The sequence below is a fragment of the Pluralibacter gergoviae ATCC 33028 = NBRC 105706 genome (assembly GCF_001598855.1).
GTDB lineage: Bacteria > Pseudomonadota > Gammaproteobacteria > Enterobacterales > Enterobacteriaceae > Pluralibacter > Pluralibacter gergoviae.
Map to the genome: position 1 here is coordinate 351,527 of NZ_BCZS01000002.1, position 14,658 is coordinate 366,184.

15 protein-coding genes are annotated in these 14,658 nt (G+C 59.5%); 11 read left to right on the plus strand and 4 right to left on the minus strand.

The genetic code is table 11. The features are described 5' to 3' along the window. The first annotated feature begins 89 nt into the window (after window positions 1-89). Window positions 90-1,106, plus strand: a complete 1,017-nt coding sequence (locus tag ENGE1_RS04035; protein WP_048253248.1) for an Ldh family oxidoreductase — start codon at window positions 90-92, stop codon at window positions 1,104-1,106. A 453-nt stretch (window positions 1,107-1,559) separates the two neighbouring features. Here the strand turns inward: ENGE1_RS04035 and ENGE1_RS04040 are convergent, their stop codons facing one another. Genes ENGE1_RS04040 through ENGE1_RS04050 form a run of 3 tightly spaced genes read right to left on the minus strand, consistent with a single transcriptional unit; the run spans window position 1,560 to window position 3,457 of the window. Beyond that, window positions 1,560-1,799 carry a DUF2164 domain-containing protein gene (locus tag ENGE1_RS04040; protein WP_043086211.1) on the minus strand — a complete coding sequence of 80 codons (240 nt, stop codon included), beginning with the start codon at window positions 1,797-1,799 and terminating at the stop codon, window positions 1,560-1,562. A 14-nt stretch (window positions 1,800-1,813) separates the two neighbouring features. After that, complete coding sequence (locus ENGE1_RS04045; protein WP_048253247.1) at window positions 1,814-3,082, minus strand: DUF445 domain-containing protein; 1,269 nt, start codon at window positions 3,080-3,082, stop codon at window positions 1,814-1,816. A gap of 18 nt (window positions 3,083-3,100) precedes the next feature. After that, window positions 3,101-3,457, minus strand: a complete 357-nt coding sequence (locus tag ENGE1_RS04050; RefSeq protein WP_048253246.1) for a hypothetical protein — start codon at window positions 3,455-3,457, stop codon at window positions 3,101-3,103. A 234-nt stretch (window positions 3,458-3,691) separates the two neighbouring features. On the opposite strand from ENGE1_RS04050, the gene ENGE1_RS04055 reads away from it, so the two are divergent. From ENGE1_RS04055 to ENGE1_RS04075, 5 genes are read left to right on the plus strand one after another with little or no spacing between them, the layout of a single operon-like run. Continuing rightward, window positions 3,692-4,015 carry an HMA2 domain-containing protein gene (locus tag ENGE1_RS04055; RefSeq protein ID WP_048253245.1) on the plus strand — a complete coding sequence of 108 codons (324 nt, stop codon included), beginning with the start codon at window positions 3,692-3,694 and terminating at the stop codon, window positions 4,013-4,015. Window positions 4,016-4,038: 23 nt separating this feature from the next. Beyond that, window positions 4,039-4,701 carry a hypothetical protein gene (locus ENGE1_RS04060; RefSeq protein WP_043086201.1) on the plus strand — a complete coding sequence of 221 codons (663 nt, stop codon included), beginning with the start codon at window positions 4,039-4,041 and terminating at the stop codon, window positions 4,699-4,701. Further along, window positions 4,685-4,999 carry a hypothetical protein gene (locus ENGE1_RS04065; RefSeq protein ID WP_043086200.1) on the plus strand — a complete coding sequence of 105 codons (315 nt, stop codon included), beginning with the start codon at window positions 4,685-4,687 and terminating at the stop codon, window positions 4,997-4,999. The genes ENGE1_RS04060 and ENGE1_RS04065 overlap by 17 nt, the downstream gene beginning before the upstream one ends. After that, window positions 4,992-5,318, plus strand: coding sequence for a YtxH domain-containing protein (locus ENGE1_RS04070; protein WP_048253244.1), 327 nt, complete (start codon window positions 4,992-4,994; stop codon window positions 5,316-5,318). Before ENGE1_RS04065 ends, ENGE1_RS04070 begins: the two co-directional genes overlap by 8 nt. After that, window positions 5,315-7,396, plus strand: a complete 2,082-nt coding sequence (locus tag ENGE1_RS04075; RefSeq protein ID WP_048253243.1) for a heavy metal translocating P-type ATPase — start codon at window positions 5,315-5,317, stop codon at window positions 7,394-7,396. Before ENGE1_RS04070 ends, ENGE1_RS04075 begins: the two co-directional genes overlap by 4 nt. A gap of 35 nt (window positions 7,397-7,431) precedes the next feature. Here ENGE1_RS04075 and ENGE1_RS04080 read toward each other — a convergent pair whose 3' ends face one another. Further along, the gene (locus ENGE1_RS04080) at window positions 7,432-8,739 is read right to left on the minus strand and encodes a glycoside hydrolase family 28 protein (protein WP_048253242.1); all 1,308 of its coding nucleotides are present in this window, start codon (window positions 8,737-8,739) and stop codon (window positions 7,432-7,434) included. 475 nt (window positions 8,740-9,214) lie between these two features. Between ENGE1_RS04080 and tsgA the strand changes: the two genes are divergently transcribed. The 5 genes from tsgA to deoB all read left to right on the plus strand — a co-directional run bounded on the left by tsgA (window position 9,215) and on the right by deoB (window position 14,554). Further along, a complete protein-coding gene (gene tsgA / locus ENGE1_RS04085; RefSeq protein ID WP_073971305.1) occupies window positions 9,215-10,423 on the plus strand; it encodes an MFS transporter TsgA in 1,209 nt (402 codons plus the stop codon). A 55-nt stretch (window positions 10,424-10,478) separates the two neighbouring features. Continuing rightward, entirely contained in the window at window positions 10,479-11,273 is a 795-nt protein-coding gene (locus tag ENGE1_RS04090) for a nucleoside phosphorylase (protein WP_048253240.1), read from the plus strand. Window positions 11,274-11,414: 141 nt separating this feature from the next. Next, complete coding sequence (locus ENGE1_RS04095; RefSeq protein ID WP_048253239.1) at window positions 11,415-12,299, plus strand: nucleoside-specific channel-forming protein Tsx; 885 nt, start codon at window positions 11,415-11,417, stop codon at window positions 12,297-12,299. A gap of 57 nt (window positions 12,300-12,356) precedes the next feature. After that, a complete protein-coding gene (locus tag ENGE1_RS04100; RefSeq protein ID WP_072065269.1) occupies window positions 12,357-13,304 on the plus strand; it encodes a LacI family DNA-binding transcriptional regulator in 948 nt (315 codons plus the stop codon). Between the two features lie 26 nt (window positions 13,305-13,330). Next, window positions 13,331-14,554: a phosphopentomutase gene (gene deoB / locus ENGE1_RS04105; RefSeq protein ID WP_048253238.1), complete on the plus strand. Its 1,224-nt coding sequence runs from the start codon at window positions 13,331-13,333 to the stop codon at window positions 14,552-14,554. The last annotated feature ends 104 nt before the right edge of the window (window positions 14,555-14,658 follow it).

Here is a 14,658-nt window from a genome sequence, read left to right on the forward strand (position 1 = left end):
GTCGGGGCTGTCCTGCGCCACTATGATGGTCCGGTGCAGCGGCCCGGGCGCTCTACCGCATCTATCGAAAGCGAAGAAGAGGAGATGTTATGGAAACAATAACGCTATCGCTGTCAGAGGCAAACGCGCTGGCCCTCACCGTGCTGCTCAGCAACGGCTTCAGCGACGATCACGCGGCGGCGATTGCCGCCAATGTGACCGCCGGGGAGCGCGACGGGGCCGCTTCCCACGGCCTCTGGCGGCTGCTGGGGATTGTCGACACGCTGCGCAAGGGTAAAGTGTCGCCGGATGCGCGCCCGGTGCTGCGCGATAAGGCGCCCGCCGTGGTGCAGGTTGACGCCCGGGGCGGCTGCTCCCTGCTGGCCTGGCAGCTGGGGCTGCCGGTGCTGATTGACAAAGCGCGCCAGGGCGGGATCGCCGCCCTGGCGATAAACCGCTGCATGCACTTTTCCGCGCTGTTTGCCGATATTGAGCCGCTTACCGATGCCGGGCTGGTAGGGCTTGCCTGCACGCCCTCCCACGCCTGGGTTGCGCCGCAGGGCGGCAGCCGGCCGCTGTTTGGCACCAATCCCATCGCTTTCGGCTGGCCGCGCGCCGGCAAGCCGCCGTTTATTTTTGATATGGCCACCAGCGCCGCCGCGCGGGGCGAGATCCAGCTGCACCAGCGGCACGGCACGCCGCTGCCGGAGGGCTGGGGTATCGACAGCCGCGGCAGGCCCAGCACCGATCCGCAGGCGGTACTGGACGGGGCGATGCTGACCTTCGGCGGCCACAAGGGCTCGGCCCTGGCGGCAATGGTTGAGCTGATCGCCGGTCCGCTGATTGGCGATATGACCAGCGCCGAATCGCTGGCCTGGGACGACGGGGCCGGGGCGCTGCCTTTCGGCGGGGAACTGATTCTGGCTCTCGATCCCGCCCGCTTTCTCGGCGACGAAGCGCCGGCGCACCTGGCGCGGGCGGAGGCGCTGTTTACCGACATGCAGGCGCAGGGCGCAAGGCTCCCCGGCGAGCGCCGCTTTCAGGCGCGGGCGCGCAGCGAGCAGCAGGGGGTTGTGCTGCAGCGCTCGCTGTATGATGACATTAATGGCCTGATCCGCGGGCGCTGATTTTGCCGTCGGCCAGCTGGCCGACGATTATTGACGTCGCGACCTTAAACATTAAGCGCGGCGGCCAGAACCTTTATGGGCTGCATTAAGCCCTCTTCAATGACCATGATGCGATATCAGAAACCGTAATGTATCGTCATGACTTAATTCATAAGCCAGGGTAAAGTATTCAGTGCCGCACGCCTGATGGCGCGTGGCGATCCTGAATCAATTTGCTCAATGCAGCCATTGCTCATGAGGGGTTTAATCCCCGCACAAGAGAGATGATGAAAATAACATTCTGTTTTTTTGAATAAGTCCGGCAAATATTTTTGGTCTCAATTCCCCGGATGGCGAATTATTATTCATTAGGTCAGCGCGGTGATAATACGCCTTGGCAACTGTTCGACTTAAAAATGGGCGAGCCTTTCGCCAACACCAGGGGACCGGCCGCGGAAACGCGGCCGGCTCTTCTCAGTAGATTTTCTTTAAGTCCATCTCTTCCTGAATGCGATCGCTGTACGCCAGGTGCGTGCGGATTGCCTCATCAATACCGGCGTTAAAAAACAGCGGGCCGAGCTGGTCGATGATGAAGTCGGCGAAAAACTCGGCGTCGAACTGTTCGAGCTGTAAATCGAACTGTTCGTCACAGTAGGTTTCCAGCTTCTGCCGCAGCAGCTCTCGCTGCGCTGGCGTAAGGGTGACGGCGCTCATCGGTACTCCCGGAATCAGTGTATCAGCGTGGGGATCTGCGACAGCAGCCACAGGATCAGGCCTATCGTACCGCCGACCAGGGTGCCGTTGATACGAATAAACTGCAGATCTTTGCCGATGTTCAGCTCAATCTGGCGCGACATGTCCCGCGCGTCCCAGCTTTTTACCGTATCGCTGATGTGGCGGGTGAGGAAGGCGGCGAACTCCGGGGCGGCGCGGCGGCCGGCCTGCGCCAGGTGGGCGTTGAGCGAGGCGCGCAGGGCGTCGTCACTCATCAGCGTTTCGCCGAACCATAGCCCGGCCTCGCTGATGCGCTGCTCGACCCGCGAGTCCGCAGATGCCATATCCTCTTTCAGCCAGCCGCGTAAATCGGCCCACAGCTCGCCGATGTAGCGGTTAAACGCCTCGTCATTTTTCAGCCAGAGCTTGATGCTTTCGGCGCGCTCGGCCATCTCCGGGGAGTGCTGCAGGTTATCGATCAGCTTGCGCACCGCGCTATCGAAAGCGTGGCGCAATTGATGATGGCTGTCGTGGCTGACATCGTCCAGCAGCGTATTGACCGCATCGGCCACCAGGTCTGCGCTGTGCTCCCCCAGCCACTCCCGGGGCAGGAGCCTGGCCTTCAGCGGGTGCTCCCGCTCCAGCCAGCGGATAATCTGCCGGGCGATAAATTCCCGGCTGCTCTCTTTTTGCAGCAGGGCGACAAGCTGGGCAATCATCGCGTCGAGCAGCTGCTGGTGGCGCTGATTTTTGGTCATGCTCTCCAGCATCAGCGCCCCGGTACCGGTAAGATCGACCTTATCAATCGCCTTGTGCACCGCGCGCTTGAGCAGGCCCTGAATGCGCGCATCGTCGGTCAGTTCCAGAAAACCGCCCATCACCTGGATCAGATGCTGGCCGACCCGGCGGGCGTTTTCCGGCTGGCTGAACCAGCGTCCGAGCATGCGGGCGGGATCGTGCTTCTCAATCAGCCCCACCAGCGAGCCGGTATCGAGAAACTTCTCCTGCACGAAAAGGCCGAGATTATCGGCAATGCGCGTCTTGTTGCGGGGAATGATCGCGGTGTGGCGGGCGATAAACGGCAGCGGCACGCGGCGAAACAGCGCCACTACCGCGAACCAGTCCGCCAGCGCGCCGACCATCGCGGCTTCAGAAATGGCCTTCAGCGCCTGCACCCAGCGGGCGGGCGGCAGAAACAGCGTAGTAGTAAAGACGGCGGCGGCGATCAGCAGCAGGGAGAGCGCCAGCAGCTTGACCCGCCGGAGCTGGGCTAATTTATCCATAGGCAGGGAAAACGCGGCTTACCGCAGCACCATTTTCAGCAGCGAAGGTTTGACCACCGCGTTGAGCGTCAGCATTGCCGCGCCTTTCACCATGCTGCGGGCCAGCTGACGGACGGTGGTATCGATATAGGCATTATCGTTGCGCGCGGTGAGCCAGCCGAAGCCTTCCATCTGCGCCAGCAGCGCGCTGCCGCTGACTCGGCTCTCGTCGAAGCGCACCGCCACTGAACCCGCATAGCGTCGGTAGATAACCTCCTTGACGCCCGCCGCGCCTTTTAACTGCGCAAGCTGCAGCGCGACCTGCTGCGGATTGCGCAGAATAAAGTCGGAGCGTACGCGAAGTCGGTTCTGAGTCTGATGCAGATAGGGGGCCATAACGTCATCCTGCAGGTCACTGGTAATGATAATGATTTACCTTATATCTAGCATAATCATTGTGCTTATGTATTCAACTTTTTGTCGCCCGCGTGGATATTTGACCTGAGGCAAGCCCGCGTCAGATAACCCTGCTCTTCGTGGGTATTACGTCTCCGCTTAAGGTAAATTACCCCCCGCCATTGCGCGCACCATATCCAAATGATGACCACCCTTTTCCGTACAGGTACCCGCATGCAGTTCGATGATTTGAACAATCTGATGACGCTTCGCCGCTACGTTGAGATTGCCCACCATATTCCCGGCCGCCTGCGCCTGCGCTTTACCAGCAAACTGGTCTCCGCGCTGAGCAAAAGCCGCCTCAGCGGCCTGGACTCCCTCTGTTCAGCGGAAGGTTATCTGCACAGCTATACCCTGAATACCGGGACCGGCAGCCTGCTGCTTGAATACAACGCCCGGGCGCTTTCGCCTGCGCTGCTGACGCAGCTGTTTGGCGCCGATGACGCCCGGGCCGGCGAGGCGCTGGCCGCTATCCATACCCTTTTAACCCCGCAATAACCCCTAACATAAAGAGAACGATGATGAGCAACAATTCCCAGCCAAATCCGATGCCTCCTTACTGGACGCCTTACGGCTACGTTTATCCGCAGCCGTCGCAGCAGGCGCCAGAACAGCCGCAAATGCCGCCGATGGGCTGGCCGCAGCCGCCGGTCTGGCCGGGCCAGATGATGCCGGGCTATGTGCCGATGGGCTACCCGATGCCGCCGCAGCCGATGATGCCTCAGCAGCCGGTCATGCCGCCGCAGGGCCATCAGCACTGCCACCAGCCGGCGCCGGGCTTTGACTGGAGCCAGCACGCGCAGGGCATGGTGGAAGAGATGATGGGCGAGCAGGCGGGGATGCTGAAAAACATCGTCAGCATGATCGGCATCGACGATAAAGAGTTCTGGAAAGGGGCGATGATCGGCGCGGCGGCGACCCTGCTGCTGACCAACGACAGCGTGCGCGGCATGCTGATGCAGACCCTCTCCGGCACCGGTGAAATGCTTAAAACCGGCGGCAGCAAGGTGAAGGAGGCGGTGATGAGCGGCGCGGGCTCCATCCGCGAGACCGCAGCCACCGGCGGCACTATCTTCCGCGATACCGTCAGCGCCGGCAAAGAGGGCTTCCAGGAGTCCGTCGCCCGCAACCGTAAAGCGGCAGAGCCTGAGTGCGGAGATGACGGCGATGAGCAACAGTCGTGATGATTTTAGTCCGGTAAACCGGGCGCTGGTCGCCGGGGCGCTGGTGGGCGCTACCGGCTCGTGCATTGCGCAGTGGAAAAACTACCGGTCCGGGGAACAGTCGCTGAACATGACCGCGCTGAACGTCGCCCGCGATGCCGCCAAAGGCGCGGCGATCGGCGGCGGCGTGATGGCGATCTCCCGGGCCGGGGCCGGACGCCCCTTACTCTCTACGCTTGCCATTATCAGCGCCGGCGTGGCCAGCATGTACCTGCTGGATGAAATAAAGAAGAAAAATGAGCGTGAAAACCATGAATAACAATCAATACCTGTACCCTTACCTCCTGCCAAATGGCCAGGTGGCCTATATGCCTTATCCGGGCCAGCAGCCGGTCGCCCCGCAGCCGCAGGCCGCCTATCGCCGGGCGAACGGCCGCACCCACCTTATCAGCGGGCTGGTGGCGGGCGCCGCCATTACCTATCTGCTGACCAATCGCCAGGTGCAGCAGGGTATCTCCGGCGCGGCGGGCAAGGTGTGGGGCAGCGTGCGCGGCGAAGTGGAGGAGATGAAGGAGCGCATGGCGGATCTGCAGGCCGAGCTGGAGTACTACCGCGGCCAGGAGCAGGACAGCGAGTGAGTCATCCAGCGACTGAATCGATAAGCATTGTTCACCGCCTGCCGGGGCGCCTGCGCCTGCGCGTTCCGCAGCTGGCGAGCTGCCCGGACGGCGCAGGCTGGTTCCGCCAGCAGCTGCTGGCGCTGCCCGGGGTCACCGGCGTGCGCCTGCGCCCGGCCGCCCGCTCGGCGGTGGTAGAGTTTGACCCGCGGGTCAGCGGGGCGGAGGCGCTGCTGGCGCAGATAGCCGACATCGACTGGCGGCAGCGCAGCGAAGGCGAGTACGAGCCGGAATACTGCATGGCCGATAACCTGGTCAACGCCGGCGGCCTGGCGCTGGCCCAGCTCCTGCCGAAGAAGTGGGGCGGGCTGTCGACGCTGCTGCTCACCGCGCCGACCCTGATTGACGGCCTGGATACTCTTTCGCAGCGCCAGCTGAAGACCGAAGTGCTGGACGCCCTGGCGCTCGGTATCTCCATGAGCCGGGGCGATCACCGCACCGCGATGGTCACCCAGTCGCTGCTGACCCTCGGCGAGTATATGGAGCAGCAGACCAGCCGCCACTCCGACGCCCTGCTGGCCAGCCTGATGCAGCCGCAGGATCATCCTGTATGGGTCGAGCGCGGCGGCGAAAGCATTGAGATCGCCTCCAGCGAACTGGCGGAAGGCGACGTGATGCTGCTGGGGCCGGGCGACAGCATTCCGGCCGACGGCAAGGTGCTGCGCGGCGTCGGGCTGATTAACCAGTCGTCGATGACCGGCGAAAGCGTGCCGGTGCGCCGCGAGCGCGGGGCCTGGCTGTATGCGGGTACCCAGGTGCAGGAGGGCAACATCGCGGTGGTGGCGGAGAAAGTGGGCGACGCCTCGTCAACCGCCAACATCCGCCGCTTTATTACCGAGTCCCTCGGCCAGCGCAGCGAAACCCAGCAGGTCACCCAGAAGATGGCCGACCGCCGGGTGGCGATCACGCTCGGCGTCGGCGCCGCCGTCTTCGCCATGACCCGCGATATGCGCCGCCTGGCCTCCGTTTTCCTGGTGGACTACTCCTGCGCCCTCAAGCTCAGTACGCCGATCGCCTTTAAGTCGATCATGTACCGGGCGGCGCGCAGCGGTCTGCTGCTGAAGGGCGGCCGGGCGATTGAGCAGCTGGCCGCCGTGGACACAGTGGTGTTTGATAAGACCGGCACCCTGACCATGGGCGACATGCTGGTCACCGACGTGGTGAGCTTCGACCCGCAGCACACCTGGGCCGAGCGGCTGCTGGCGATCGCCGCCTCCGTCGAGGAGCACAGCAACCATCCGCTGGCCCACGCTATCGTGGCGGCGGCGGAAGATCACGACCTGCCGCACATCAACCACGGCGAGGTGGAGTACGTTATCGCCCACGGCCTGATCTGCGAGCTGGACGGACACAGCATGCAGATCGGCAGCCGCCACTTTCTCAGCGAGCACTACCAGATTGACTTCTCGGCCAATCAGGCCGATATCGCCCAGCTGGAGCAGCAGGGGCGGCACCTGCTGTTTATCGCCCTCGATAACCGGCTGGTGGGGATGATTGGCCTGCAGGACAACGTCCGGCCAGAGGCGGCGGAGATCATCGCCGCCCTGCGCGATGGCGGTATCGGCGAGGTGATCCTGCTGACCGGCGACAGCGAGCGCAAGGCGCAGCAGCTCTCGGGCGAGCTGGGCATCGACCGCTACTACGCCCAGTCGACGCCGGAGAGCAAGGTCGAGGTGGTGCGCCAGCTGCAGGCCCAGGGCCGCCGGGTGCTGTTCGTCGGCGACGGCATCAACGATGCGCCGGTGCTGACCCAGGCCGATATCGGTCTGGCGATGAACAAGAGCACCGAGCTTGCCCAGCAGGCGGCGGACGCGGTGCTGCTGCAGGACAACCTGCACGGCGTCACCGTCGCCCGCGAACTGGCGCAGCAGGCGATGAAGCTGGTCAACAGCAACATCAAAATCACCGAGTGGGTCAACAGCGCCATTATGCTGGCCGCCGCCCTCGGCTGGCTGTCGCCGGGGAGCAGCGCCCTGCTGCACAACGGCACGACGCTCGGCGTGCTGCTGCGCTCGCTGGCGGCGCGCAAGGCGCGTTAAATCAGGCGCGCGAAGGTCCGCCTTCGCGCGCTTTCTCAGCGGTTGTCGAAGGTATCGTTACCGGCATCGTTGTTGCCGCTGACGGAAACCTGCACGTTGCTGAAGTTCATCCCCTCCACGGCGACAATCCTGCCGAACTCCCCGGCCGCGATGCGGCAGTCTGAAAAGCTGACGTTCTGCATCGGCCGTTCGGGAAAGGCCACCAGATCGAAGGCCCGGGCGGGCAGGGCGTAGTCCTCGCTGAGCGTCGCCTCGACGCCGCTGACTGCGATATTGCGCACCCGCGTCATCTCCATCGCCTCCGGCACCCGGCTCGCTACCGCCCGCCAGCTCTCCGGCAGCGCGTCAGGGTTATTGATCCGCTTGCGGTTGTAGGCGTTGTGCCAGTCCATGATCCACGAGAAGGGGAACTGCACGTTGCGCATGCGCAGGTTTTCAGCCCGCACGTTTTCAATCACGCCCCCGCGTTCGCGGGCGGACTTCATCCGCAGGCCGCAGGCGGCGCCGTCAAAATCGATGTCGTGGATATGGACATTGCGGATGCCGCCGCTCACCTCGCTGCCCAGCGTTACGCCGTAGCCGGAGCGGATGACGCAGCGGTCGATTTCAATTGCCTCTGACGGCCTGTTGACCCGCAGGCCGTCGCCGTCGCGGCCCGACTTCACCGCGATGCCGTCATCCCCGCAGACGATATCGCAGCCGGTAACGCGCACCCGCCTCGAGGAGTCGATATCGATTCCGTCGGTGCTGGGGCCGTGGTTATCGCGAATAGTGACGCCGCTGACCAGCACGTCCTCGCAGTAGGTGATTTGCAGATTCCAGAAACCAGAGCGGCGGAAGGTGATGTCCGCCACGCGCGCGCCGCGCACATTGTGCAGCAGGCAGGCGCGCGGGCGCTTGATCAGGTAGTCCGCTATCCAGCGCAGGCCCTGTTCATCGTACTCCCGGCGCAGGCCGCCGTTTTGATTTTCGCCCCAGTAGAGGTTCCACCAGTGCGGTCCCTGACCGTCAATCGTGCCGCCGCCGGTAATCTCAACGCCGCTGACGTCGATGGCGTTGAGGATCGCGGCGGGCCAGCGCATCTCAACGCCCGCAATCCGGCTGAATATTTCCGGATAATCGGCAATGTCGGTGGCGCCGAGCAGCGTCGCGCCCGCCGCCAGGCGCAGGCGGCTGCCGGTGCGCAGAAAAAGGGCGCCGGTAAGCCAGGTTCCCTGCGGAATTATGACCTCGCAGCCGTCGGCGGCTCCGGCATCAATGGCCCGCTGAATTGCCGCCGTATCGCGGCGCAGGCCGCGGCCGGTGGCGCCAAAATCGTGAACGCTGAGCGTCTTGGCTGTCATGCCCGATCTCCCGTGGTGGATCTTCTCAGGCAGATTCTAAAGCAGGGCCGCGCCGGCGGCCTTGACGATACTGCCACCGGCCGGGCGGAGGTGGCAGCGGCGGGAAGATAGCCGCTAGCCGCGCAGCGCCTGGAGAATGCGCGCAAGGTGGTCCGGGAGCGGTTCGTCGTACCACAGGGTGTAGAGGCCGGCGGGAACGGTCTCAAGCGGCCTGATAAACCTCACGCCGGGCCAGTGGATCAGCGCGCTATTTTTTTGAGCGCCTATTGAAGCCGATCACAAAAAAAAGCCAATCCATGAAAATTTTGCGCCAAGCGGGGATAAGCCGGAAGGCCTATCAAATATTCCACCAAAAGGCGTTAATAACTTTTGTCTTAAATTAAACGGCTGCTTAATCTCATTTCAAGTTTACTCGATAGGCTTACGCACTTGGGTATTAAATGTTAACTCTAATTGGCGTTGTGCTGAGGTAATTATGAGGCAAAAGGCGATTATGATGGTAATTGCGTTCCTTTCCTATATGGGAATGGCAGCGTTTGTTACCCAGATTGGTATATTGATATCTCCGATGGCGTCTTATTTTGGGGTTTCTGCGGTGGAGATGGGCGCGCGATTCTCTTTTCTTACTGCCGGAACCTTAACCGGAACGTTTATTGCGCTATTTATGTTTGATAAATTCAGTATTAAACGGTCATACATGATTTTGTATATACCGCTACTGGTTTGTGGCGCGATTATATCTTTAACGCCGAATATACATATTCTCAGCGCCGCCATGTTTATTCTTGGTATTGGCTGTGGGGCTGGTTTATCTGCCGGTGCGGTGATTATTTCGAAAACCTTTGACGATAATCAGCGTGCCTCCATGTTTATGATCACCGACTGCGCATTCAGCCTCTCCGGCTTTATTTATCCGGGGATGACCACCTTTACTCTGGCGGTGGGTTTAAGCTGGAAGTATGGCTTTACGGCTGCGCTGGTGTGTATCGTCCTGATCCTGCTGGCGCTGCCGTTTGTCACCTTCCCGAAGGTATCGAAGAAGGAGCAGATGGGCGCGGAGCAGCGCGTTGAGTACTCCACGCAGTCTATCTGGATCGGGCGGGTTTTCCTGTACGGTTTCCTGCTGTGCATGTACCTCATCGGGCAGAATGTGCTGATGACCTGGGGGCCTAACTATCTGATTGAGAGATTCAGCGTTACGGCGACGGAAAGTAATATGGTTATCAGCTATTACTGGGGCGCGGCAGTGATTGGTCTAATTCTCTCTTCTATTATCGTCATGAAGATCCCGCCGCGTAAGTTTATGATATTTGCCACCAGCATGGGGACGCTCCTGACGTTTACCATGTATACCGCACCGTCGTTTAACGTATTTATTGCGGCAACTACCCTGTTAGGCTTTTTCACTTCCTGCATCTTTAAAATGGGCATTGCGATTGGCTCTATGCAGGTTAAAAATGCGCCGCCGCGGCTGGTTACCTTTCTGCTGTTGTCCGGGACCATCGGCGCAATGATCGCACCGGCTGTTTCTGCCTTTATTGTTCATCTGTTGAGCCTGAAAGTATCGATGCTGCTGGTGTTTATTTCTTATCTCTCGGTATTTTTAGCGTTCATTACCGTGTACTACAAAGAAATTAAAGAGATTGGCGTCAACCACAGCGAAAAAGCCAGTGCGGCACACTGATCGACCATTTATATCGTTAACCTAATTATCACTGTATTTAACCAGGAGTTATATCATGGCTAAGATGTTACATACCCATTTAGATGAAAATGATGTTGGCCGCTACGCGTTTTTACCCGGCAGCCCGGAGCGCGTGCCGCTGATTGCAGAGTATCTCGACGATTTTAAAAAGGTGATGCAGCATCGCGAGCACACGACCTACAGCGGCTATCTCGAAGGTGAGCTGGTGCTGGTGACCTCTACCGGAATGGGCGGCTCCTCCTCCGCTATCTGTACCGAGGAACTGGGCAAGCTGGGCGTGGATACCTTTATCCGCATCGGTACCGGCGCTTCGACCTCTCCGGACGTCAACAAGGGTGACCTGGTGATCCTGAACGGCACCGTACGCATGGAAGGCACCAGCTCTCACTACGTCCCGATGGAGTTTCCGGCGGTGCCGGACTACCAGGTCTTAACGGAGCTGGATAAAGCCTCCCGGAAGCTCGGTTTTAATTACAAAGTCGGCATCTCTATCACCAAGGACTCCTTCTTTACCCAGATTGAGCCGGAAACGCGTCCGAACGGCTGGGAGCTTAAGCACAAGTGGGAATCTTATGTGAAGGGCGGGGCGATCATTACCAGTATGGAAGAGGCCGTGCTCTTTGTTATCGGTACCTCCTTTAACTATCGCATGGGCTCCGTACTGGTGTGCGCGACCGATTATACCGGCCCTGACGTTAAAGCTAAGCAGACCGTGAAGGCAGCGCCAACCGCCGACGGTTATCCGCGCGAGCACATTCATAAAGGTATCGAAGTGGGTATTGAAGCCATGCGTCAGCTGATTCTGAGCGATAAGCAGAAGCGGGCCTAATCCCCCTGGCCGCACCCGGCAATGTCATGCCGGGTGCGGAGCACGGACAAAATAACGACGCGAAATTTTGGATCCTGTCGTAATAAAAGCGGAGTGTTGTGATGCGAAAGGATCTGTCTGATTTACGTCAGGGATAATGATATGAAAACCAACGTTGCTGCACTCGGCTCTCTGCTCCTCTCTGTTTTTTCCTTTAACGCTATGGCTGCAGAGAGCAATAGCCCACAATATTTATCTGACTGGTGGCACCAAAGCGTCAATGTGGTGGGCAGCTACCACACCCGCTTTGGCCCGCAGATCCGCAATGATACCTACCTGGAATATACGGCGCTGGCCCGCAAGGACTGGTTTGACTTTTACGGCTACGCCGACCTCCCGGTTTTTTTCGGCGGTAACTCTACGGCTAAGGGGATCTGGAACAAAGGCTCTCCGCTTTTCGTCGAGATAGAGCCACGATTTTCCATCGATAAATTAACCGATAGCCATCTTGGCTTTGGCCCCTTTAAAGAGTGGTACTTCGCTAATAACTATATCTTTGATGCCGGGCGGAACTCCGACTCCCGACAAAGCACGTGGTATATGGGACTGGGGACAGATGTCGACACCCATTTACCCATGAGCCTGTCGCTGAATGTTTATGCCAAATATCAGTGGAAGAACTATGGCGCCACTAATGAGAATGAGTGGGATGGCTATCGCTTCAAAATTAAATATTTCGTTCCGATTACCCCGCTGTGGGGCGGTAATTTAAGCTATGTTGGTTTTACTAATATAGACTGGGGATCTTCATTAGGTTCTGACAGCGCCCGCGATATAAACGGCAATCATATCCGCAGCAATAATTCAGTGGCCTCAACGCATATTCTTACGCTTAATTATGCCCACTGGCACTATGCTGCTGTAGCACGTTACTGGCACCACGGCGGACAGTGGACAGACGGCGCGACGTTAAATTTTGGTAACGGTAATTTTACAACCCGCAATACCGGCTGGGGCGGCTATTTTATTATTGGCTACGATTTTTGATAAAACCCGGATATACTTAGCGTAGTACATTTAGCCTGCCGTGGGGGGAATATATCAATGGGTAAATTAAGCAGACTCTCTGTAGCCACCGGCCTGTCTGTTTCAACAATCTCACGGGTATTAAATCGCTCTGCGAATGTATCAGCTGAAAAAAGAGAAGCGGTGCTGGCGGCAGCTAAAGCGCTCGGTATTATGGGCGGCGTTAAAGCCTATCATAATCTTATCGTGGTGGTCAGCGATGGCCGCAACGATCCCTTCCACCACGAAGTGATTGAGGGGATCAACAGCCTGTGCAGTGAGTTTGGCTACAGCCTTGTTGAGTTTAAGCTGAATGCCAATAATTTTATCCGCGAAAAAATAGAGCCCATCGCCAGCGCGATTATTTTTATCGGCGAAAGATCCTGTAACGGTTCGGTGAAAGAATTAGGCGTCCCCTATATTTTTATCGGTGACTCAATTATGGATGCGACGGCGCCCAGTATTAAGATTGATAATCTGCAGGCCGCGCATACCGCGACAAAATATTTGTGCGAACGCGGGCATCGGCGCATTGGGCAAATTCTCGGCGATAAGTCGCTAAAGCTCGTTGAGCTCAGAAATATGGGTTATAAAAGCGCGCTGCGCCAGGCGGGGGTTACCGTCGATATGTCATGGAACTACTACGGTGATTTCAGCTTTCGCGCTGGCGAGAAAGCCATGGACTATTTCATGCGCCTTCCCGAAAGGCCTACCGCTATTTTTTCACACTGCGACCGGATGGCTATCGGGGCAATGAAGCGCGCTAACGAAATGGGCCTGTCCGTTCCCGATGATATCTCGCTGATTGGCTTTCAGAACATCGAGATAGCCGAGTACATGGCGCTGACCACCGTATCGCAAAATTTGCGGCAGATAGGCCGCAGCGCCTGCATGGCGATCCACGAAAAGATAACCAAAAATAAAGATATTGCCAGCGTGCTCTATTTTCCCGATGTGGTTGAGCGCGGTACGGTCAGGCGTATCTGAATATCACATTACGTACCGGAGAACTTATGAAACGTGCATTTATTATGGTGCTGGACTCGTTTGGTATCGGCGCTACCGAAGACGCGGATCGCTTTGGCGACGTCGGGGCCGACACGCTGGGCCACATTGCAGAAGCCTGCGCCAGAGGCGAAGCCGATCACGGCCGCAAAGGGCCGCTGAACCTGCCGAACCTGACCCGCCTGGGCCTGGCGAAGGCCCACGAAGGCGCCACCGGCGAGATCCCGGCGGGCATGGACGGCAGCGCCGATATCGTCGGCGCCTACGCCTGGGCGCACGAACTCTCCTCCGGGAAAGACACGCCGTCGGGCCACTGGGAAATCGCCGGCGTGCCGGTGCTGTTCGACTGGGGCTACTTCCCGGCGCATGAGAACAGCTTCCCGCAGGCGCTGCTCGACAGGCTGGTTGCACGCGCGAACCTGCCGGGCTACCTCGGCAACTGCCACTCCTCCGGCACCGTCATTCTCGACGCGCTGGGCGAGGAGCACATGAAGACCGGCAAGCCGATTTTTTACACCTCGGCGGACTCGGTGTTCCAGATTGCCTGCCACGAAGAGACCTTCGGGCTTGATAAGCTGTACGAGTTGTGCGAAATCGCCCGCGAGGAGCTGACGGAAGGCGGTTACAACATCGGGCGGGTGATTGCCCGGCCGTTTATCGGTGATAAAGCGGGTCACTTCCAGCGCACCGGCAACCGCCACGACCTGGCGGTCGAGCCGCCGGCGCCGACGGTGCTGCAGAAGCTGGTGGACGAGAAGCGCGGCCAGGTGGTGTCGGTGGGTAAAATCGCCGATATCTACGCCAACTGCGGCATTACCAAAAAAGTGAAGGCCACCGGCCTCGACGCGCTGTTTGACGCGACGGTTAAGGAGATGAAAGAGGCCGGAGACGACACCATCGTCTTCACCAACTTCGTCGACTTCGACTCCTCGTGGGGCCACCGCCGCGACGTGGCGGGCTACGCCGCGGGCCTGGAGCTGTTTGACCGCCGCCTGCCGGAGCTGATGGCGCTGGTGGGCGAGGATGATATTCTCATTCTGACCGCGGACCACGGCTGCGATCCGACGTGGAGCGGCACTGACCATACCCGCGAGCACATACCGGTGCTGGTGTACGGGCCGAAGATGAAACCGGGCTCGCTGGGCCACCGGGAAACGTTTGCCGATATCGGCCAGACGCTGGCGAAATATTTCGGCACCTCGCCGATGGAATACGGTAAAGCGATGTTCTGATGAGGGGAGGGGAAGGGCGTGAGCCTGGTTCCCCTCACCCCGCCTCCCTCTTTTCCTGCCAACAAGATTCATCGGCAAGCGATTAACCGGTCTCACGCCTGCGC

Excerpts from the sequence above, each read along its gene's own strand:
- ENGE1_RS04065 (WP_043086200.1), top strand. The coding sequence starts at position 4,685 with ATGAGCAACAGTCGTGATGATTTTAGTCCGGTAAACCGGGCGCTGGTC.
- ENGE1_RS04090 (WP_048253240.1), top strand. The coding sequence starts at position 10,479 with ATGGCTAAGATGTTACATACCCATTTAGATGAAAATGATGTTGGCCGC.
- ENGE1_RS04070 (WP_048253244.1), top strand. The coding sequence starts at position 4,992 with ATGAATAACAATCAATACCTGTACCCTTACCTCCTGCCAAATGGCCAG.
- deoB (WP_048253238.1), top strand. The coding sequence starts at position 13,331 with ATGAAACGTGCATTTATTATGGTGCTGGACTCGTTTGGTATCGGCGCT.
- tsgA (WP_073971305.1), top strand. The coding sequence starts at position 9,215 with ATGAGGCAAAAGGCGATTATGATGGTAATTGCGTTCCTTTCCTATATG.
- ENGE1_RS04040 (WP_043086211.1), bottom strand. The coding sequence starts at position 1,799 with ATGAGCGCCGTCACCCTTACGCCAGCGCAGCGAGAGCTGCTGCGGCAG.
- ENGE1_RS04055 (WP_048253245.1), top strand. The coding sequence starts at position 3,692 with ATGCAGTTCGATGATTTGAACAATCTGATGACGCTTCGCCGCTACGTT.
- ENGE1_RS04100 (WP_072065269.1), top strand. The coding sequence starts at position 12,357 with ATGGGTAAATTAAGCAGACTCTCTGTAGCCACCGGCCTGTCTGTTTCA.
- ENGE1_RS04060 (WP_043086201.1), top strand. The coding sequence starts at position 4,039 with ATGAGCAACAATTCCCAGCCAAATCCGATGCCTCCTTACTGGACGCCT.
- ENGE1_RS04080 (WP_048253242.1), bottom strand. The coding sequence starts at position 8,739 with ATGACAGCCAAGACGCTCAGCGTTCACGATTTTGGCGCCACCGGCCGC.
- ENGE1_RS04045 (WP_048253247.1), bottom strand. The coding sequence starts at position 3,082 with ATGGATAAATTAGCCCAGCTCCGGCGGGTCAAGCTGCTGGCGCTCTCC.
- ENGE1_RS04095 (WP_048253239.1), top strand. The coding sequence starts at position 11,415 with ATGAAAACCAACGTTGCTGCACTCGGCTCTCTGCTCCTCTCTGTTTTT.
- ENGE1_RS04050 (WP_048253246.1), bottom strand. The coding sequence starts at position 3,457 with ATGGCCCCCTATCTGCATCAGACTCAGAACCGACTTCGCGTACGCTCC.
- ENGE1_RS04035 (WP_048253248.1), top strand. The coding sequence starts at position 90 with ATGGAAACAATAACGCTATCGCTGTCAGAGGCAAACGCGCTGGCCCTC.